This is a genomic window from Pseudomonas sp. 3296, assembly GCF_031456615.1.
In the GTDB taxonomy this organism is placed as follows: domain Bacteria; phylum Pseudomonadota; class Gammaproteobacteria; order Pseudomonadales; family Pseudomonadaceae; genus Aquipseudomonas; species Aquipseudomonas mucoides.
The window spans coordinates 699,822-719,538 of sequence record NZ_JAVDUY010000001.1; the positions used below are offsets into that span (position 1 = coordinate 699,822).

Sequence of the window (19,717 nt, forward strand, 5' to 3'; positions counted from 1 at the left end):
AAGAAGACCAGCATGCGCACACTGACGATTGAACCTTTGACCAAAGAAGCCTTCGCCCCTTTCGGTGACGTGATCGAAACCGACGGCAGCGATCACTTCATGATCAACAACGGTTCGACCATGCGCTTTCACAAACTGGCGACGGTTGAAACCGCCACGCCAGAGGACAAGGCGATCATCAGCATTTTCCGCGCCGACGCGCAGGACATGCCGCTGACCGTCAGCATGCTGGAGCGTCACCCGCTGGGCAGCCAGGCTTTCATTCCGCTGCTCGGCAACCCTTTTCTGATCGTGGTCGCGCCACTTGGCGATGAACCTGTATCAGGCTTGGTCCGCGCCTTCGTCACCAACGGCAGGCAGGGCATTAATTACCATCGCGGCGTCTGGCACCACCCGGTGCTGACGATCGAAAAGCGGGATGACTTCCTGGTGGTTGATCGCAGTGGCACAGGCAATAACTGCGATGAGCATTTTTTCAAAGAGGATGAGCGTTTGATCCTCGCCCCCCACCAATAAGAGAAGGTCTGATCACTCGACAACAGAGTGACAGGCGAGAGGTAAAGACTGTGGAAGCACATCTGTTGGAATGGCTGAACCTGAGCGTGCGCTGGGTTCACATGATTACTGGCGTGGCCTGGATCGGTGCGTCGTTCTATTTCGTCTGGCTGGAAAACAACCTCAATCGGGTCAACCCGAAAAGTGGTCTGGCGGGCGATCTGTGGGCGATCCACGGCGGCGGTATCTATCACCTGGAAAAATACAAACTGGCTCCACCGACCATGCCGGACAACCTGCACTGGTTCAAATGGGAAGCCTACTTCACCTGGATGTCGGGGATCGCGCTGCTGTGCGTGGTGTTCTACTCCAACCCGACGCTGTACCTGCTGGCACCGGGCAGCAGCCTGACCGGCCCTGAAGGTGTCATGTTGGGCATCGGCTCGCTGTTCGTCGGCTGGTTCGTCTACTCCTTCCTCTGCGACTCGGCCCTGGGTAAACGCCCTGCCCTGCTCGGTTTCATCCTGTTCGTGCTGATCATTGGCGCCGCTTACGGCTTCAGCAAAGTGTTCAGCGGTCGTGGTGCGTACCTGCATGTCGGCGCGATCATCGGCACTATCATGGTCGGCAACGTGTTCCGCATCATCATGCCGGCGCAACGCGCACTGGTAGCGGCGATTGCCGAGAACCGCACGCCGGATCCGGCACTGCCGGCCAAAGGCTTGCTGCGTTCGCGTCACAACAACTACTTCACCTTGCCGGTGCTGTTCATCATGATCAGCAACCACTTCCCGAGCACCTACGGCAGCCAGTACAACTGGCTGATCCTGGCCGGGATCGCGGTGCTGGCGGTGTTGGTGCGTCACTACTTCAACACCCGTCATGACAGCCACAAGTTCGCCTGGACGCTGCCAGTAGCCGCCGTCGGCATGATCAGCCTGGCTTACGTCACCGGCCCTGCGCCGATGACCAGCCCGGACGTGGCCAATGCGCCTGCGAAGATCGAATACCAACCGCTGCCGGAAACGGCTGTGGGTGGTGGCCTGAAACCCGCTGAAGCCAAACCCGCAGAAACACCCGCCCCGGCACCGGCTCAGGCCTCTAACGCCGGCCCTGGTTTCGACAAGGTCCACAGTGTGATTCAGGAACGTTGCGCAGTTTGCCACTCGGCCAAACCGACCAGCCCGCTGTTCAGCGCCGCGCCTGCCGGTGTGATGTTCGATACCCCCGAGCAGATCCGCCAGAACGCACCGCGCATCCAGGCTCAGGCCGTCACCAGCCAGATCATGCCACTGGGCAACATCACGCAGATGACCCAGCAGGAACGTGACCTGATCGGTGCGTGGATTGTGCAGGGAGCTCAGACCAATTAAGTAGCAAAAGCATCGCGAGCAAGCTCGCTCCCACAGGTTTTGTATTGCCTGTGTGGGAGCTGGCTTGCCTGCGATTGGCCGCAACGCGGCCCACCTGATTCGAAAACAGCTGCCAGCAGCACCGCAGCTGTACATCACAAGAATAAAAAAGATCCGAGGTGTTGCATGTCCGAGCTATCCGAAGCGCGCATCCCCGACGCACCCGCCATTCAGCGCTTGCCCCTTTTGCAACTGATCCTGGTCGGTCTGCAACATGTTTTGCTGATGTACGGCGGCGCCATCGCGGTGCCGCTGATCATCGGACAGGCCGCTGGCCTGAGTCGTGAAGAAATCGCTTTTCTGATTAACGCCGACCTGCTGGTTGCCGGCATCGCCACCATCGTCCAGTCGCTGGGCATTGGCCCTATGGGTATCCGAATGCCGGTGATGATGGGCGCCAGTTTCGCCGCCGTCGGCAGCATGGTTGCCATGGCCGGCATGCCCGGGATCGGTCTGCAAGGGATCTTCGGCGCGACCATCGCCGCCGGGTTCTTCGGCCTGCTCATCGCGCCGTTCATGTCCAAAGTCGTACGCTTCTTCCCGCCTCTGGTGACCGGCACGGTCATCACCTCGATCGGTTTGTCGCTGTTTCCCGTGGCCGTGAATTGGGCCGGCGGCGGTGCCAGCGCCACACAATTCGGCTCGCCTATTTACCTGACCATCGCCGCGCTGGTGCTGGGCACCATTTTGCTGGTGCACCGTTTCATGCGCGGGTTCTGGGTCAATATTTCAGTGCTGATCGGCATGTGCCTGGGCTACGTGCTCTGCGGCCTGATCGGCATGGTCGACCTCAGCGGCATGGCGCAAGCGCCGTGGCTGCAATTCGTCACCCCACTGCATTTCGGCATGCCCAGGTTTGAACTCGCGCCGATTTTGTCGATGTGCCTGGTGGTGGTGATCATCTTTGTCGAGTCCACCGGGATGTTCCTCGCCCTTGGCAAGATTACCGGCCAGGAAGTCTGCCCACGGATGCTGCGTCGCGGCTTGCTGTGTGATGCCGGCGCCTCGTTCTTCGCCGGGTTCTTCAACACCTTCACCCACTCCTCTTTCGCGCAGAACATCGGCCTGGTGCAGATGACCGGCGTGCGCTGCCGTTCGGTGACCATCGTCGCCGGTGGTTTGTTGATCGTCTTGAGCCTGCTGCCCAAAGCCGCCTTCCTGGTGGCGTCGATTCCGCCAGCGGTCCTCGGCGGTGCGGCGATTGCGATGTTCGGCATGGTTGCCGCGACCGGGATCAAGATTCTTCAGGAAGCCGACATCGGTGACCGGCGGAATCAACTGTTGGTGGCCGTCAGCATCGGCATGGGCTTGATCCCGGTGGTACGCCCCGAATTTTTTGCACACCTGCCGGTATGGATGAGCCCGATTACCCACAGCGGTATCGCCATGGCTACGATCAGCGCCCTGACGCTGAACCTGCTGTTCAACATTCTGGGTGGCGCCGAGCGCGCGGCCATTAACGACTGCACTGCACACACGCACTGATCAACCCCCATGAACAGGGCTGCCTTCTGGCAGCCCATGGCTGACTGCGCCTCAACAATAAAAACAAGAGGAAGCAACAGATGGTTTTTAACGACTCAAGCCGCTCGTTTTGCGACGAGCGACCAACCTCCGCCAACCGTGCCCCACACCTGTCGTCGGTGCGCTGTCGCGGGGCACTTGAGACCTGTCCGAGTAGTCAGTATTCTCCGCGGCCGCCTGAATCCGCTTTAAAAAAAAGCCCGGATTTAATTCCTGACCAAAAAGCCAGCTTATTCCGGCTCTGGACGGTACCAAGGCACTCCACCCCTCCTCTCAATCGACTGTTTTTGAGCAGCCGAACGGGAGTTTTTATGCTTTTTGAAAGCCTTGGCGCAGCTCTTGCTAACAGCATTAAAGCTGACCGACTGGATGATTTTTTACCGCTACAGAAACAGGCGCCACACCAGAGCGCCGGTCTTAAAAAAATAACGTGGAACCACCTACTTTTTGGGAGCAACCGAATGAAACGTACGTGCACCAGCCTGATGCTCGCGGGATCTTTACTGGCCGGCGGCCAGGCCATGGCCGGCGACCTGTTGCAATGGCAGACCAACAGCCTGACTTACCTCTACGGCAAGGACTTCAAGGTCAACCCGGCCATTCAGCAAACCGTGACCTTCGAGCACGCTGACGCCTGGAAATACGGGGATAACTTCTTCTTCGTCGACAAGATTTTCTACAACGGTGGCAAGGACTTCAACAACGGTCCTAACACCTACTACGGCGAGTTCCAGCCACGCATTTCGCTGGGCAAGGTGCTCGATCAAAAGATCGAATTCGGCCCGATCAAAGACGTGCTGCTGGCGATGACCTACGAGTTTGGCGAGGGTGACAGCGAGTCGTACCTGATCGGTCCTGGCTTCGACCTGGCGATCCCCGGTTTCGACTACTTCCAGCTGAACTTCTACAATCGCCACAGCGAAGGCGATCGTCCCGGCGACAATGTCTGGCAGATCACTCCGGTCTGGTCCTATACCATCCCGGTCGGTGATTCGAGCATCCTGATCGACGGTTATATGGACTGGGTGGTCGACAACGACGTCAACAACAAGGGCGAATACCACGCCAACCTGCACTTCAACCCACAGGTCAAATACGACTTGGGCAAGGCGCTGAATGTCGGTGCGAAGCAGTTGTACGTAGGTATTGAGTATGACTACTGGAAAGACAAGTACGGGATCGAAGACTCCCACTCGTTCACTACCGACCAGAGCGCGACCAGCCTCCTGGTGAAGTTCCACTTCTAATCCGGTTGTAAGTGGCGTCTGAAAAGACGCCATCGCGGGCAAACCAAGCTCCCACAGGGTTTCAGGTCATTCTCAAATGATGTCAACGGCATCAAACCCCGTGGGAGCGTGGCTTGCCCGCGATGGCCGCGCCGCCGATCTCAAGCCGTAACCACAGACTCCGCCAACCCGAGAAACCGGCAAAGTGCTTCACGCTTGGCCAACGCATCCCGCCGCCCCAGATCAATCAATTCGCTGCAATACCCCGCCTCGAACAGCAGGTAACTCAACACCCCCGCCCCGCTCGTCTTCGTTGCCCCCGGCCCACGCAGAAACAGGCGCAACGCTGCCGGTAATTCCTGCCGATGCCGAGCCGCAATCTCATCGATTGGCTGACTCGGCGAAATCACCAACACCTCCACCGGCGCCACGCCCAGCGCACGGGTCGGCGTACCCGCAGGCATCAAGTGGCTGAACTGGTTCAGACGCTGCAACAACTCGATGTCGCTTTCCAGGCTGTCAATGAATGTACTGTTGAGCAGATGCCCGCCGATCTGCGCCAGCGTCGGCTGTTGCCCGGTGTAGGCGCGTTGCAGCGGCTGCTGCGGATCAACGCCGCGCGGGTTGCCGCTGACACCCACCACCAGCACGCGACTGGCGCCCAGGTGCAACGCCGGGCTGATGGGCGCGGATTGGCGCACCGCACCGTCGCCGAAATATTCCTCGCCGATTTTCACCGGGGCGAACAGCAAGGGAATGGCCGAACTGGCCAGCAAATGCTCGACACTCAATTGTGTCGGAATGCCGATACGCCGATGGCGCAGCCACGAATCGATGGTGCCGCCGCCCTGATAGAAGGTGACCGCCTGACCGGACTCGTAGCCGAACGCCGTCACCGCGACCGCCTGCAACTGTTTCTGGGCAATGGCTTCAGCGATGCCGGCCATGTCCAGTTTGTCATTGAGCAAACCGCGCAGCGGCGAACTGTTGAGCAACGCCACCGGCACATGAGCGCCCAGCCCGAGCAAACTGTGACTGACAAACCGGCTGGCCTGATGGATGACGCCGGGCCAGTCACTGCGCAACACCAGATGGCTGCGAAAGCCCTGCCAGAACGCGGTCAAACGCTCGATGGCACCGCGAAAATCCATCGCGCCACTGGCGAGGCTGACCGCGTTGATCGCGCCAGCCGAAGTACCGACGATCACGGGAAACGGGTTCGCCGCGCCCATCGGCAGCAACTCGGCAATCGCCGCCAGCACGCCTACCTGATACGCCGCCCGAGCCCCGCCGCCGGAAAGAATCAACCCTGTAACCGGTTCAGCAGGACTCATCGCAACACTCCATGACGCTTAAAGGGGTCAACCGCGTTTTTTGTACAACTTGGGCTCGCCGGGTGGCCGACTCTTGAAGCGGCGATGGGCCCAGAGGTACTGCTCCGGGCATTCACGCAAGGCACCTTCGACCCACTGATTGATGCGGATGCAATCGGCCTCTTCGGTCTCGCCGGGGAAACCTTCGAGCGGTGCATGGATCACTAGTCGATAGCCGCTGCCGTCCGCCAGACGCTCCTGAGTGAACGGCACCACCAAAGCCTTGCCCAGCCGCGCAAACTTGCTGGTAGCGGTCACTGTGGCTGCCTGAATGCCGAACAGCGGCACGAAAATACTTTGCTTGGCGCCGTAGTCCTGATCGGGTGCGTACCAGATCGCGCGGCCGGCGCGCAGCAGCTTGAGCATGCCGCGCACATCGTCGCGCTCGACCGCCAGCGAATCAAGGTTGTGCCGTTCGCGACCCCGACGCTGGACGTAGTCGAACAGCGGGTTCTTGTGCTCGCGGTACATGCCGTCGATGGTGTGCTGCTGCCCCAACAGCGCCGCGCCGATTTCCAGGGTGGTGAAATGCAACGCCATCAGGATCACGCCCTTGCCGTCGCGCTGGGCCTTCTTGAGGTGCTCCAGGCCTTCGACATGGGCCAATTTGGCCAAACGCTGACGCGACCACCACCAGCTCATGGCCATTTCGAAGAAGGCGATGCCGGTGGAGGCAAAGTTTTCCTTGAGCAGGCGCTTGCGCTCGGCAACCGACTTTTCAGGGAAACACAGCTCAAGGTTGCGTTTGGCGATGCGCCGTCGGTCGCCGGCCACCCGATACATCAAGGCACCGAGCAGGCGACCGATAAACAGCAACGCCGGATATGGCAATTGAACAATCAGCCACAACAGCCCCAAGCCACACCACAGCGGCCAGAAACGCGGCATTAGAAATGTTTTTCGAAAACGCGGGCGATCCATTAAAGGTTCCGGAAAGACAATGGCCGCGCATTCTACATCGTTCGACCCGGCTTGCGGCTTGCGGGCGTTCTCGTTATAAGTCTCGGCACTTTTAGTGACAAGCCGTTGTATGCCGACCATGAGCCAAACCGAATCGCAAGACCAGGATCCCGTGTTCCAGTTGAAGGGCAGCATGCTCGCCATTACGGTGCTGGAACTGGCCCGCAACGACCTCGAGAACCTTGATCGGCAATTGGCCGCCAAGGTCGCACAGGCGCCTAACTTTTTCAGCAATGCCCCGCTGGTGCTGGCCCTGGACAAGCTCCCGGCCAGCGAAGGCTCGGTGGATTTGCCGGGGCTGATGCGTGTCTGTCGCCAGCATGGCTTGCGCACCCTGGCCATCCGCGCCAGTCGCATCGAGGACATCGCGGCCGCCATTGCCGTCGATCTGCCGGTGCTGCCGCCGTCCGGTGCCCGTGAGCGTGCGCTCGATCCCCTTGAAGGTCAGGTGAAGAAAAAACCGGAAAAACCGCCGGAACCGACCATCAAACCGACGAAAATCATTACGTCGCCAGTACGGGGTGGCCAGCAGATTTATGCCCAGGGTTGCGATTTGGTGGTGATCTCCTCGGTCAGCCCGGGCGCGGAACTTCTCGCCGATGGGAACATCCATGTATACGGCCCGATGCGCGGTCGAGTGCTGGCCGGCGTCAAGGGCGACACGAAAGCCAGGATTTTCTGTCAGCAAATGAGCGCTGAACTGGTGTCCATCGCAGGCCACTACAAGGTCTCCGAGGATCTGCGTCGCGACCCGTTGTGGGGCGCGGGTGTACAAGTCAGCCTGTCCGGCGACGTGTTGAACATCATTCGGCTTTAACGGATACTGCCGCATTTTCCAAGCATCTCTAAAACGTAGCGAAAACGGCTCAAACGAAGTAGGAAAACGGCCAAAAGCAGTGTTTACCGGAGGTAAGCCCCGCCCAGGACCGGATTCCAGCCAAGGCTGTCCGACTGCAGTAGTTTTTCAAGAGATGTTTTTCAGGGGCTAAAAGTCCTTTTTCCTTAGGGGTGAAACACCTTGGCCAAGATTCTCGTGGTTACATCCGGCAAGGGTGGTGTGGGTAAGACCACCACCAGCGCCGCTATCGGTACCGGCCTCGCTCTGCGTGGTCACAAAACAGTGATCGTCGACTTCGACGTCGGCCTGCGTAACCTCGACCTGATCATGGGTTGCGAGCGTCGCGTGGTGTATGACTTCGTCAACGTGGTGAACGGCGAAGCCAACCTGCAACAGGCCCTGATCAAAGACAAGCGCCTGGAAAACCTCTACGTCCTGGCCGCCAGCCAGACTCGCGACAAAGACGCGCTGACGGTGGAAGGCGTGGAAAAAGTCCTGATGGAGCTCAAGGAACAATTTGAGTTCGTGGTCTGCGACTCCCCGGCGGGCATCGAGAAAGGCGCCCACCTGGCCATGTACTTCGCTGATGAAGCGATTGTCGTGACCAACCCGGAAGTGTCCTCGGTACGTGACTCGGACCGTATGCTTGGCCTGCTGGCCAGCAAATCCCGTCGCGCCGAACGTGGCGAAGAGCAGATCAAGGAACACCTGCTGATTACCCGCTACCACCCGGAGCGTGTCGAGAAAGGCGAGATGCTCAGCGTTGAAGACGTCAAGGAAATCCTCTCGATCAAATTGCTCGGCGTGATCCCGGAATCCCAGGCGGTCCTCAAAGCCTCCAACCAGGGCGTGCCAGTGATTCTCGACGACCAAAGCGACGCGGGCCAGGCTTATAGCGATACGGTTGATCGCCTCCTGGGCAAAGAAAAGGAACATCGTTTCCTCGATGTCACGAAGAAGGGATTCTTCGAGCGCCTGTTTGGAGGTAGGTAATGAACATTTTTGACTTCTTTCGTGCCAACAAGAAGCCAAGTACCGCATCGGTAGCGAAAGAGCGTCTACAGATCATCGTGGCGCATGAACGCGGCCAACGCAGTACGCCGGACTACCTGCCAGCCTTGCAGAAGGAACTGGTCGAAGTGATCCGCAAATACGTCAATATCGGGTCCGATGACGTGCACGTCGCTCTGGAAAACCAGGGCAGCTGCTCGATTCTGGAGCTCAATATCACCCTGCCGGATCGTTAATCGATCCGGTCGGAGCCACGGCGGCTCAGGGCCCTTCTATCACTGGAAGGGACTTGAGCCGCCGTTGGCGTTTGTTACGAGGCTGTTTTAATGCCGTTGTCCAATGTCCACATTCTTCATCAGGACGCCGCCGTACTGGTGGTGAACAAACCGACTCTGTTGCTCTCCGTCCCTGGCCGGGCTGACGACAACAAGGATTGCCTGATTACTCGCCTGCAAGAAAACGGCTACCCGGAAGCGCGAATCGTCCATCGCCTGGACTGGGAAACCTCCGGCATCATCCTGCTGGCCCGTGACCCGGACACTCATCGGGAGTTATCTCGGCAATTTCACGACCGCGAAACCGAAAAAGCCTACACGGCGCTGTGCTGGGGCCAGCCGGAACTGGACAGCGGCAGCATCGACCTGCCCTTGCGCTATGACCCGCCGACCAAGCCACGCCATGTGGTCGACCACGAATTCGGCAAGCACGCCCTGACGTTCTGGCGGGTGCTGGAACGCTGTGGCGACTGGTGCCGTGTCGAGCTGACGCCGATCACCGGCCGCTCGCACCAACTGCGCGTGCACATGCTTTCCATCGGCCACCCGCTGCTGGGTGACGGGCTCTACGCCCACGAGCAGGCCCTGGCCGCCTGGCCGCGCCTTTGCCTGCACGCCAGCATGCTCAGCTTCACCCACCCGCAAACCGGTGAGCGCCTGCGCTTCGAGTGCCCTGCCCCGTTCTGACAGCCAATGCTTGACCTGTAGGAGCTGAGCTTGCTCGCGATAGCGGTCTGTCAACCGACATCCACGTTGAATGTGGCATCGTCATCGCGAGCAAGCTCGGCTCCTACATGTGATTTCCACACCCGCAGCCGACCGCCAATTCCCCGACCAATACGTTAAACTGGCGCCATTGCTGTCTGGAGCTTCTTATGCGCGAAGAGTTGAACCAAGGCCTGATCGACTTCCTCAAGGCCTCCCCTACCCCGTTCCATGCCACTGCCAGCCTCGTCCAGCGCCTGGAAGCGGCCGGTTTCGTGCGACTCGATGAGCGCGACCCCTGGACCACCGAAGCCAATGGCCGTTACTACGTCACCCGTAACGACTCCTCCATCGTCGCGATCAAGATGGGCCGTCATTCGCCGCTGCATGGCGGTATTCGCCTGGTGGGCGCACACACAGACAGCCCGTGCTTGCGGGTCAAGCCGCAGCCTGAGCTGCAGCGTCAGGGTTTCTGGCAATTGGGCGTCGAAGTCTACGGCGGTGCATTGTTGGCGCCGTGGTTCGACCGTGACTTGTCCCTCGCCGGCCGCGTGACCTTCCGCCGTGATGGCAAGGTCGAGAGCCAGTTGATCGACTTCAAGGCACCCATCGCGACCATTCCCAACCTGGCGATTCACCTTAACCGTGAAGCCAACATGGGCTGGGCGATCAATGCACAGACCGAATTGCCGCCGATCCTCGCGCAATTCGCCGGTGACGAGCGCGTGGATTTCCGCGCCGTGCTCACCAACCAGTTGGCGCTGGAACATGGTTTGAACGCCGACGTCGTGCTGGATTACGAACTGAGTTTCTACGACACCCAAAGCGCTGCGATCATCGGCCTCCACGGTGACTTCATCGCCGGTGCGCGCCTGGACAACCTGCTGTCGTGCTACGCCGGCCTGCAAGCGTTGCTGAGCGCAGAAACCGACGAAACCTGCGTGCTGGTGTGCAACGACCACGAAGAAGTCGGCTCCTGTTCGGCGTGCGGCGCTGATGGCCCCATGCTCGAGCAGACGCTGCGCCGCCTGTTGCCTGAAGGTGACGAGTTCGTGCGCACCATCCAGAAATCCCTGTTGGTTTCCGCCGACAACGCCCACGGCGTGCACCCCAACTACGCGGAAAAACATGACGCCAACCACGGCCCGAAACTCAACGCCGGCCCGGTGATCAAGGTCAACAGCAACCAGCGCTACGCCACCAACAGCGAAACCGCCGGCTTCTTCCGCCATCTGTGCATGGCTGAAGAAGTACCGGTGCAGAGCTTTGTCGTGCGCAGCGACATGGGCTGCGGCTCGACCATCGGCCCGATCACCGCCAGCCACTTGGGCGTGCGCACCGTGGACATCGGCTTGCCGACGTTTGCCATGCACTCGATCCGTGAACTGTGCGGCAGTCATGACCTGGCGCATCTGGTCAAAGTGCTGAGCGCGTTTTACGCCTGCCAGGAATTGCCGTAATCCTCAAAAGCTTCGCGAGCAGGCTCGCTCCTACAGTTGGAACGCATTTCAATTATAGGAGTGAGCCTGCTCGCGATGTACTTTGCTTGATTCACATCACTCTCGGTCACCCAAAGCCACCTAAACTTTAATTATTCCTTTCGACAAGGCAGTCTCCATGATCTCGATGTCTTCGTTTCACGCCATGCTGATCCCGATCCTCGTCGGGATGATCATGCTGGCCATCGGCTTTAACTTTCGCGACAAAAACGCCGGTGTATTTGCCATGTGGATTGGCATGCTGATCATTTTCGGCACCGTGGTTTTCAAGATCCTCGCCAAACTCAACGAATAAATCCGCCCTGCGACTCGCATTGATTTAGACGGGCTCGTACACTCGGTCGATCCGCTCATCCCGAGGTTGACCGCCTAGTGCTCGCCCGTCTATTCGCCCTGCCGTGTTTCTTCCTTGTCTGCCTCATGACGCTGCTGCCGATGGCGCCTGCCCAGGCAGCCGGTTTGCCGAGCTTGCTCAGCGGCTCGACGAAAGCCCAGCCAGAGGCGCAAGAACCGTTGGGGCAATCGCTGGATGAAGTGATCAAGTCGCTGGAAAACGACCAGCAGCGCAGCAAACTGCTGGCCGACCTGAAGAAGCTGCGCGACGCCACCAAAAAGGCTCAGCCGGCCGCCGAAGAAGGCGTGCTCGGCTTGATCGGTGGCACGCTGGCCTCGTTCGAAAAACAATTCTCCGGGGCCGACAGCCCGATCAATCGCTGGTCTGAAGAGTTTGGCCTGGCGAAAGACGAACTGTCAGCCTTGATAATGCCGGCCAGCGAGTGGCTGCCGATCATCTTCGCGTTCGCCATGATCCTGATGGTCTGGAGCCTGCTGGCAGCGGCGCTGATCTGGGTCAGTCATCGGGTGCGCATGCGCTTTGGCCTGACCGAAGAACTGCCGCAACACCCCAAGGCCGTGGACATGTTGCGCTTCGCCCTGCGCAAGCTCGGGCCCTGGCTGATCGCCCTGGTGATCACGGTCTATATGAGCTACGCCCTGCCCTCGTCGCTGGGCAAAAGCCTGGCGATGGTGCTGGCTTACGCGCTGGTGGTCGGCACGTGCTTCTCGGCGATCTGCGTGATCGCGTTCTCCCTGCTGGATGGTCCGCATCGTCACCGCGCCTTGTATATCCTGCGTCACCAGGCGTTTCGGCCATTGTGGCTGATCGGCAGTTTCGCCGCGTTTGGTGAAGCACTGAGCGATCCGCGACTGGTCGCCGGGCTTGGCAGTCACCTGGCACATACGGCGGCGACGGCGGCCAATGTGCTGGCGGCGATTTCTACCGGGTTGTTCATCCTGCGATTCCGCCGGCCGATCGCGCACTTGATCCGCAATCAGCCGTTGTCCCGGCGCCTGACCCGCCGCGCCCTCAGCGACACCATCGAAATTCTCGGCACCTATTGGTACGTCCCGGCACTGGTGCTGGTGGGCGTCTCGCTGTTCGCCACGTTCGTTTCGGCCGGCGACACCAGCACTGCCCTGCGACAGTCGCTGATCTGCACTGTGTTGCTGGTGTTATGCATGGTCATCAACGGACTGGTCCGCCGTCACGCCCTCAAACCGCAACGCGGTGTGAAGCGCCATGCGCTGTACTCGGAACGCCTGAAAAACTTTTTCTACACCCTCGCTCACTTGCTGGTGTGGCTGGCGTTCATCGAGCTCGGCCTGAGGGTCTGGGGCATGTCGCTGATCACCTTCACCGAAGGCGAAGGCCATGAAGTCAGCGTCAAACTGTTCAGCCTCGCTGGCACACTGATTTTCGCCTGGCTGATCTGGATCCTCAGCGACACCGCGGTACACCACGCGCTCACCCGCTCGCGCAAAGGCCTGGCCAATGCCCGCGCGCAGACGATGATGCCGCTGATCCGCAACGTGCTGTTCGTGGCGATTTTCATTGTCGCGCTGATCGTCGCGCTGGCGAACATGGGCATGAACGTCACGCCATTGCTGGCCGGTGCCGGCGTGATCGGTCTTGCCATCGGTTTCGGTGCGCAGTCGCTGGTGGCGGACTTGATCACCGGGCTGTTCATCATCATCGAAGACTCACTGGCCATCGACGACTACGTGGACGTCGGCGGCCACCTGGGCACCGTCGAAGGATTGACCATCCGCACCGTGCGCCTGCGGGACATCGACGGCATCGTCCATACCATCCCGTTCAGCGAAATCAAAAGCATCAAGAACTACTCCCGGGAATTCGGCTACGCGATCTTCCGGGTGGCGGTGCCGTCCGACATGGACATTGATAGCGCGATCAAATTGATGCGCGAAGTTGGGCAGAAAATGCGCACCGATCCGCTGCAACGACGCAATATCTGGTCGCCGCTGGAGATCCAGGGAGTCGAGAGTTTCGAGTCCGGCAATGCGATCCTGCGCGCGCGGTTCAAGACCGCACCAATCAAGCAGTGGGAAGTTTCGCGGGCGTTCAACCTGTCGCTGAAGCGGCATCTGGACGAGGCGGGACTGGACCTGGCAATGCCCCGCATGAGTGTTCAGGTGGCTACGGCTACCGGGGGGCAGCAGACGGAATAGCCTTGGCTGTCAGGCCGCCTTCGCGAGCAGGCTCGCTACAGTTGGAACGCATTTCAATTGTAGGAGTGAGCCTGCTCGCGATAGGGTCAACCCGGTTTCCCGCGAACTAAACCACATCCACCCCGACATGAATCGCATCATGCCGCCAGAACTCCAGGTCACAGTCGATCAGCCGCTCATGCTGATCATAATTGACCCGGGCAATGCGTAACCCCGGGCTACCCACCGACACTCGCAGCGCCGCAGCCGCATCCACCGACAGCGACGTCGGCACAATTTCGAACCGCACCCGCCCGTAATGCAAATCGTAATGCCGTGCGTACAGCTCGGTAATCGACTGATTCAAATCAAACTCGAGAATCCCCGGAAAATACTGCGGGTTCAAATAGTGCTCCACGTACAACACCAGTCGCTCATCAATGCGCCGCGCGCGGCAGATCTGGATCACGCTCGATAACGCCGGCAACTGCAACCACGCGCACACCGCTGCCGAGGCGGGTTGCAACCGCGCTGAAATCACCTCGGTGGACGGCACTCGGCCCTGCGCGCTGACCATCGCGTGAAAGTGACTGCGTTGCATCAGGTTGTAGGCCAGGCGCGGTGGCGAAACGAACCAGCCGCGGCGCTCTTCGCGATAAATCTGCCCCTGCGCTTCCAGCTGCAACAACGCCTCGCGCACGGTGATCCGGGTGGTCCCGAACAACTCACTGAGCTTGCGCTCGGCCGGTAGCTTGCTGCCAGGCGCCAACAGACCGTGGTCGAGCTGTTCCTGCAGGACCTGACCGATGGCTGTCACCGCTTTCGTTGCCTCATCACGCATCAACGTTACCTATCTGGACTAGACCAGCACTGTTTCGGGGCAGAACCACGCTGAAAGCCGGCTCATTTTTCATCCTGCAAGCGTAGGCAGTGCAGATGACTGATAGATGACAAAGCTACCCAACGGTCATCCGATCGTCCGCCTCAACCCCTGCAATACATCGGCCAAGTCCCTTGTGTGCCGGGCCTTTGCCCATGGTCTACGCTTACCGGGCACCTGCCAATACCGGGCAAATAATTGTGCTGCCGGGCGACGACCGACATGAAAGTGTCATCGAGCCCGCCTAAATTGGCTCAGGTATTGCTGACCTAGACCAACACAACCGCAATCGCAGCGTTGAAAACGCCCAAAGGAGCTTCGGATGAAAAAGCTTTTCCTGGCATCACTGTTAGGCTCGACCATTGCCATGTGCACCGCCGCCATGGCGGCTGATGATTTGAAAACCCTCGAAGCCGCTGCGAAAGCGGAAGGCGCAGTCAACAGCGTCGGCATGCCCGATGACTGGGCCAACTGGAAAGGCACCTGGGAAGATCTGGCTAAAACCTACGGCCTCAAGCACATCGACACCGACATGAGCTCGGCCCAGGAAATCGCCAAGTTCGCCGCTGAAAAAGACAACGCCAGCGCTGACATCGGCGACGTGGGCGCAGCCTTCGGCCCGATCGCCGTCAAGCAAGGCGTGGTGCAACCGTACAAGCCGACGACCTGGGCGCAAGTGCCAGACTGGGCTAAAGACAAGGACGGCAACTGGGCTTTGGCCTACACCGGCACCATCGCGTTTATCGTCAACAAAAAGCTGCTGCACGGTTCGGAAGCACCGACCAAGTGGGCTGACCTCAAGACCGGTAAATACAAGGTGTCCATCGGTGACGTGAGCACCGCGGCCCAGGCGGCCAACGGCGTACTGGCGGCGGCCCTGGCCAATGGCGGCGACGAGAAAAACCTGCAACCGGCCCTGCTGCTGTTCGCAGACATCGCCAAACAGGGGCGCCTGTCCATGGCCAACCCGACGATTGCCACCATGGAAAAGGGTGAAATCGAAGTCGGCGTGGTCTGGGACTTCAACGGTCTGAGCTACAAAGCGAAGATGGCCAATCCGGATGACTACGTCGTGCTGATTCCATCCGATGGTTCGGTGATCTCCGGCTACACCACCATCATCAACAAGTACGCGAAAAACCCGAACGCCGCCAAGCTGACCCGCGAATACATCTTCAGCGACGCCGGCCAGATCAACCTGGCAAAAGGCAACGCGCGTCCGATCCGTGCAGAGCACATCAAACTGCCAGAAGACGTGAAGGCCAAGCTGCTGCCTAACGAGCAGTACAAAAAAGTCACGCCGATCAAAGACGCCGATGCATGGGAAAAGACCTCCAAGGCCCTTCCTCAGAAGTGGAACGAAGAAGTCATCGTCAACATGCAGTAACCCGGTAGAACCCTACATTGGATAACCCAACGGAAATCCAATGCAGGAGTGAGCCTGCTCGCGATAGCGGTTGAGCATTCAGCATCAATGTTGACTGGCCCACCGCTATCGCGAGCAGGCTCACTCCTACAAGGGGGAATGGGTTTGTATTTGTAATAACTGTTCGCGGAGTTTTTGCCCCTATGAAGCACAACGTCATCCTTGTCGTGCTCGACGGCCTCAATTACGAGGTCGCGCGCCACACCATGGGGCACCTGCAGGCCTACGTCGGCGCAGGACGCGCGGCACTCTACAAACTGGAGTGCGAACTGCCGTCCCTGTCCCGTCCCCTTTATGAATGCATTCTCACCGGCGTCCCGCCCATCGAGAGCGGCATCGTTCACAACAACGTCTCGCGCCTGTCCAATCAGCGCAGCATTTATCACTACGCCACGGACGCCGGCCTGAAAACCGCTGCGGCGGCGTATCACTGGGTCAGCGAGCTGTACAACCGTTCGCCGTTCGTGGCAGCCCGGGATCGCCACACCGACGATGAAGCCTTGCCGATCCAGCACGGTCACTTCTACTGGAACGACCACTACCCGGATTCACACCTGTTCGCCGACGCCGAAAGCCTGCGCCTGCGGCATGCGCCGAATTTTCTGTTGATCCACCCGATGAACATCGATGACGCCGGGCACAAGCACGGTCTCGACACCCCGCAATACCGCAACAGCGCGCGCTCGGCCGACATCATCCTCGCCGATTACCTGCGCACCTGGCTCGACGCCGGTTATCAGGTGCTGGTGACTGCCGACCACGGCATGAACAACGACCGCTCCCACAACGGCCTGTTGCCGGAAGAACGCGAAGTGCCGTTGTTTGTCCTCGGTGACGCGTTCAGCTTCAACGCCAGCGCTGCGCCGAAACAGATTGAAATCTGCGGCACGGTCTGCGAACTGCTAGGCGTGGCCCACGACAAACCTGTGTGCCGGGAGCTGCTCAAGTGAATGCCAATACCCGTAGCAAGTGGCTGGCAGCCTTGTGCCTCGTACCGTTCGCCCTGTTCTTTATCGTGTTCGAAATCGCCCCCCTAGTCTGGGTGATGATCAACAGCCTGCAATCGGAAGAGTTCGGGTGGGGGTTGGCCAACTTCACCAAAATCTTCAATTCGAAGTTCTACTTGCAGGCGATCCAGTACAGCCTCGAGATCAGTTTCTGGTCCAGTGTATTCGGGATCATTATTGCGGTGCTCGGCGCTTACTCCTTGCGCCGCGTCGACTCGAAACTGCGCAACTTCGTCAACGCCTTCGCCAACATGACCAGCAACTTTGCCGGCGTGCCCCTGGCCTTCGCGTTCATCATCCTGCTGGGCTTCAACGGCAGCTTCACCATCATGCTCAAGCAGGCCGGGATCATTCAGGATTTCAACCTGTACTCGAAGACCGGGCTGATCATTCTCTATACGTACTTCCAGATTCCACTTGGCGTGTTGCTGCTCTACCCCGCCTTCGACGCCCTGCGCGAAGACTGGCGCGAGTCTGCCGAGCTGCTCGGTGCCAACGGCTGGCAGTTCTGGCGGCACATCGGTTTGCCGGTGCTGACACCGGCGTTGCTCGGTACGTTCGTGATCCTGCTGGCCAACGCCCTTGGCGCCTACGCGACGGTGTATGCGTTGACCACCGGCAACTTCAACGTGCTGCCGATCCGCATCGCGGCGATGGTGTCCGGTGATATTTCCCTCGACCCGAACCTCGCCAGTGCCCTGGCCGTGGTGCTGGTGGCGTTGATGACCCTGGTGACCATCGTGCATCAGCTGCTGTTGAAGAGGAGCTACCATGTCTCGCGCTGAACTGGGCCCCGTCGGTGTCTACCACCGCGTCGTGGTGTACCTGCTGTTTGCCATTCTGTTGTTGCCACTGTTCGGGACGTTGATCTACTCGATCGCCAGCAGTTGGTCGGCGACCATCCTGCCCAGCGGCTTTACCTTCAAGTGGTACATCCAGCTGTGGAGCGATCCGCGCTTTCTCAACGCGTTTGGCCAGTCACTGCTGGTCTGCGTCGGCGCATTGATTTTGTCGGTAGTGCTGATTCTGCCGCTGCTGTTTGTGGTGCATTACCACTTCCCGAAACTCGATGCGCTGATGAATATCCTGATCTTGCTGCCCTTTGCGGTGCCGCCGGTGGTGTCGTCGGTGGGGCTGTTGCAGCTCTACGGTTCCGGACCGTTCGCGATGGTCGGCACGCCGTGGATTCTGATTGGTTGCTACTTCACCATTGCGCTGCCGTTCATGTACCGGGCAATCACCAACAACCTGCAAGCGATCAACCTGCGCGACCTGATGGACGCCGCCCAACTGCTCGGCGCCAGCACCTTTCAAGCAGCGTTCCTGGTGGTGCTGCCGAACCTGCGCAAGGGTTTGATGGTGGCGCTGCTGCTGTCGTTTTCGTTCCTGTTCGGGGAGTTCGTGTTCGCCAACATCCTCGTCGGCACCCGCTACGAAACCCTGCAGGTCTACCTCAACAACATGCGTAACAGCAGCGGCCACTTCACCAGTGCGCTGGTGATTTCCTATTTCTTCTTTGTGCTGGTTCTGACCTGGGCGGCCAATATCTTGAACAAGGACAAAAGCGAATGAGCTATGTCAGCGTCCAACATCTGCAAAAAAATTACGCGGGTACAACAGTATTCAGCGACATCAACTGCGAGATCCAGAAGGGCGAATTCGTCACCCTGCTCGGCCCGTCCGGTTGCGGTAAATCCACGCTGCTGCGCTGCATTGCCGGCTTGACCTCGGTCGATGGCGGCAAGATCCTGCTGGATGGCCAGGACCTCGTGCCGCTGAGTCCGCAGAAACGCGGGATCGGCATGGTGTTCCAGAGCTACGCGCTGTTCCCGAACATGACCGTGGAACAAAACGTCGCTTTCGGCCTGCGGATGCAGAAGGTCAACGCCGACGACAGCCAGAAGCGCGTCGCCGAAGTGCTCAAACTGGTGGAGCTCAATGACTTCGCCGCACGTTACCCCCATCAACTGTCGGGCGGCCAGTGCCAGCGTGTCGCCCTCGCCCGTTCCTTGGTGACCCGGCCACGCTTGTTGTTGCTGGACGAACCGTTGTCGGCCCTGGATGCGCGGATTCGCAAGCATCTGCGCGAACAGATCCGTCAGATCCAGCGTGAACTGGGCCTGACCACGATCTTCGTCACACACGATCAGGAAGAAGCGCTGACCATGTCTGACCGGATTTTCCTGATGAATCAGGGAAAAATCGTACAGAGTGGCGACGCCGAAACCCTGTACACCGCGCCAGTCGACGTGTTTGCCGCAGGCTTTATCGGCAACTACAACCTGCTGGATGCCGACAGCGCTTCGAAGCTGCTGCAACGGCCTATCAGCCACCGCATCGCGATTCGCCCGGAAGCCATCGAGCTGAGCCTCAACGGCCAGCTCGACGCGCAAATCCGCAGCCACAGCCTGTTGGGTAACGTGATTCGCTACCGGGTCGAAGCCCGCGGCGTGGAATTGGTGGTGGATGTGCTCAACCGCTCGGCGGCCGACCTGCACCCCGATGGTCAGCGTCTGGCGCTTTCCATCGATCCGACGGCCCTCTGTGAGGTAGCCTGATGCCTTTGCTGATGTTGAAG

The 19,717-nt window shown here is 59.5% G+C and carries 19 protein-coding genes; 16 read left to right on the top strand and 3 right to left on the bottom strand.

Annotation, left to right across the window (positions count from 1 at the left end; translation table 11 throughout):
- Positions 1-12: 12 nt before the first annotated feature.
- From J2X66_RS03335 to J2X66_RS03350, 4 genes are all read left to right on the top strand, one after another.
- Complete coding sequence (locus J2X66_RS03335) at positions 13-516, top strand: ureidoglycolate lyase (protein ID WP_007988150.1); 504 nt, start codon at positions 13-15, stop codon at positions 514-516.
- Positions 517-566: 50 nt separating this feature from the next.
- Complete coding sequence (locus tag J2X66_RS03340; protein ID WP_310260829.1) at positions 567-1,868, top strand: urate hydroxylase PuuD; 1,302 nt, start codon at positions 567-569, stop codon at positions 1,866-1,868.
- A gap of 165 nt (positions 1,869-2,033) precedes the next feature.
- Positions 2,034-3,392 carry a nucleobase:cation symporter-2 family protein gene (locus J2X66_RS03345; RefSeq protein ID WP_310260832.1) on the top strand — a complete coding sequence of 453 codons (1,359 nt, stop codon included), beginning with the start codon at positions 2,034-2,036 and terminating at the stop codon, positions 3,390-3,392.
- Between the two features lie 500 nt (positions 3,393-3,892).
- Complete coding sequence (locus J2X66_RS03350; protein WP_310260835.1) at positions 3,893-4,678, top strand: outer membrane protein OmpK; 786 nt, start codon at positions 3,893-3,895, stop codon at positions 4,676-4,678.
- Positions 4,679-4,818: 140 nt separating this feature from the next.
- On the opposite strand, the gene J2X66_RS03355 is transcribed toward J2X66_RS03350, so the two are convergent.
- Together J2X66_RS03355 and J2X66_RS03360 are read right to left on the bottom strand one after the other, a co-directional pair.
- Positions 4,819-5,991: a patatin-like phospholipase family protein gene (locus J2X66_RS03355; RefSeq protein WP_310260840.1), complete on the bottom strand. Its 1,173-nt coding sequence runs from the start codon at positions 5,989-5,991 to the stop codon at positions 4,819-4,821.
- A gap of 27 nt (positions 5,992-6,018) precedes the next feature.
- The gene (locus J2X66_RS03360) at positions 6,019-6,951 is read right to left on the bottom strand and encodes a lipid A biosynthesis lauroyl acyltransferase (protein ID WP_310260843.1); all 933 of its coding nucleotides are present in this window, start codon (positions 6,949-6,951) and stop codon (positions 6,019-6,021) included.
- A gap of 118 nt (positions 6,952-7,069) precedes the next feature.
- Here J2X66_RS03360 and minC point away from each other — a divergent pair, with 118 nt between their 5' ends.
- The 7 genes from minC (at position 7,070) to J2X66_RS03395 (ending at position 13,847) form a co-directional block, all read left to right on the top strand.
- Positions 7,070-7,807 carry a septum site-determining protein MinC gene (gene minC, locus J2X66_RS03365; protein WP_310260845.1) on the top strand — a complete coding sequence of 246 codons (738 nt, stop codon included), beginning with the start codon at positions 7,070-7,072 and terminating at the stop codon, positions 7,805-7,807.
- A gap of 201 nt (positions 7,808-8,008) precedes the next feature.
- Positions 8,009-8,821, top strand: a complete 813-nt coding sequence (minD, locus tag J2X66_RS03370; protein WP_310260847.1) for a septum site-determining protein MinD — start codon at positions 8,009-8,011, stop codon at positions 8,819-8,821.
- The gene (gene minE / locus J2X66_RS03375; RefSeq protein ID WP_007944431.1) at positions 8,821-9,075 is read left to right on the top strand and encodes a cell division topological specificity factor MinE; all 255 of its coding nucleotides are present in this window, start codon (positions 8,821-8,823) and stop codon (positions 9,073-9,075) included. Before minD ends, minE begins: the two co-directional genes overlap by 1 nt.
- Positions 9,076-9,165: 90 nt before the next feature.
- Entirely contained in the window at positions 9,166-9,801 is a 636-nt protein-coding gene (locus J2X66_RS03380) for an RluA family pseudouridine synthase (protein WP_027922481.1), read from the top strand.
- A 188-nt stretch (positions 9,802-9,989) separates the two neighbouring features.
- On the top strand, positions 9,990-11,279 hold the full coding sequence (locus J2X66_RS03385) for a M18 family aminopeptidase (protein WP_310260851.1): 1,290 nt from the start codon (positions 9,990-9,992) through the stop codon (positions 11,277-11,279).
- Between the two features lie 157 nt (positions 11,280-11,436).
- The gene (locus tag J2X66_RS03390) at positions 11,437-11,613 is read left to right on the top strand and encodes a hypothetical protein (RefSeq protein ID WP_172825912.1); all 177 of its coding nucleotides are present in this window, start codon (positions 11,437-11,439) and stop codon (positions 11,611-11,613) included.
- Positions 11,614-11,690: 77 nt separating this feature from the next.
- Positions 11,691-13,847 (top strand): mechanosensitive ion channel family protein, encoded by a 2,157-nt coding sequence (locus tag J2X66_RS03395; RefSeq protein ID WP_310260855.1) that lies wholly within the window; start codon positions 11,691-11,693, stop codon positions 13,845-13,847.
- Positions 13,848-13,953: 106 nt separating this feature from the next.
- Here the strand turns inward: J2X66_RS03395 and J2X66_RS03400 are convergent, their stop codons facing one another.
- Positions 13,954-14,667 carry a UTRA domain-containing protein gene (locus J2X66_RS03400; protein WP_027922478.1) on the bottom strand — a complete coding sequence of 238 codons (714 nt, stop codon included), beginning with the start codon at positions 14,665-14,667 and terminating at the stop codon, positions 13,954-13,956.
- 361 nt (positions 14,668-15,028) lie between these two features.
- Between J2X66_RS03400 and J2X66_RS03405 the strand changes: the two genes are divergently transcribed.
- From J2X66_RS03405 to J2X66_RS03425, 5 genes are all read left to right on the top strand, one after another.
- Positions 15,029-16,093, top strand: coding sequence for an ABC transporter substrate-binding protein (locus J2X66_RS03405; protein WP_027922477.1), 1,065 nt, complete (start codon positions 15,029-15,031; stop codon positions 16,091-16,093).
- Positions 16,094-16,275: 182 nt separating this feature from the next.
- A complete protein-coding gene (locus J2X66_RS03410; protein WP_310260859.1) occupies positions 16,276-17,082 on the top strand; it encodes an alkaline phosphatase family protein in 807 nt (268 codons plus the stop codon).
- Positions 17,079-17,924, top strand: a complete 846-nt coding sequence (locus J2X66_RS03415; RefSeq protein WP_027922475.1) for an ABC transporter permease subunit — start codon at positions 17,079-17,081, stop codon at positions 17,922-17,924. The genes J2X66_RS03410 and J2X66_RS03415 overlap by 4 nt, the downstream gene beginning before the upstream one ends.
- Positions 17,911-18,711 carry an ABC transporter permease gene (locus J2X66_RS03420; RefSeq protein ID WP_310260862.1) on the top strand — a complete coding sequence of 267 codons (801 nt, stop codon included), beginning with the start codon at positions 17,911-17,913 and terminating at the stop codon, positions 18,709-18,711. The genes J2X66_RS03415 and J2X66_RS03420 overlap by 14 nt, the downstream gene beginning before the upstream one ends.
- Positions 18,708-19,697 (top strand): ABC transporter ATP-binding protein, encoded by a 990-nt coding sequence (locus J2X66_RS03425; RefSeq protein ID WP_310260866.1) that lies wholly within the window; start codon positions 18,708-18,710, stop codon positions 19,695-19,697. Before J2X66_RS03420 ends, J2X66_RS03425 begins: the two co-directional genes overlap by 4 nt.
- Positions 19,698-19,717 lie beyond the last annotated feature (20 nt).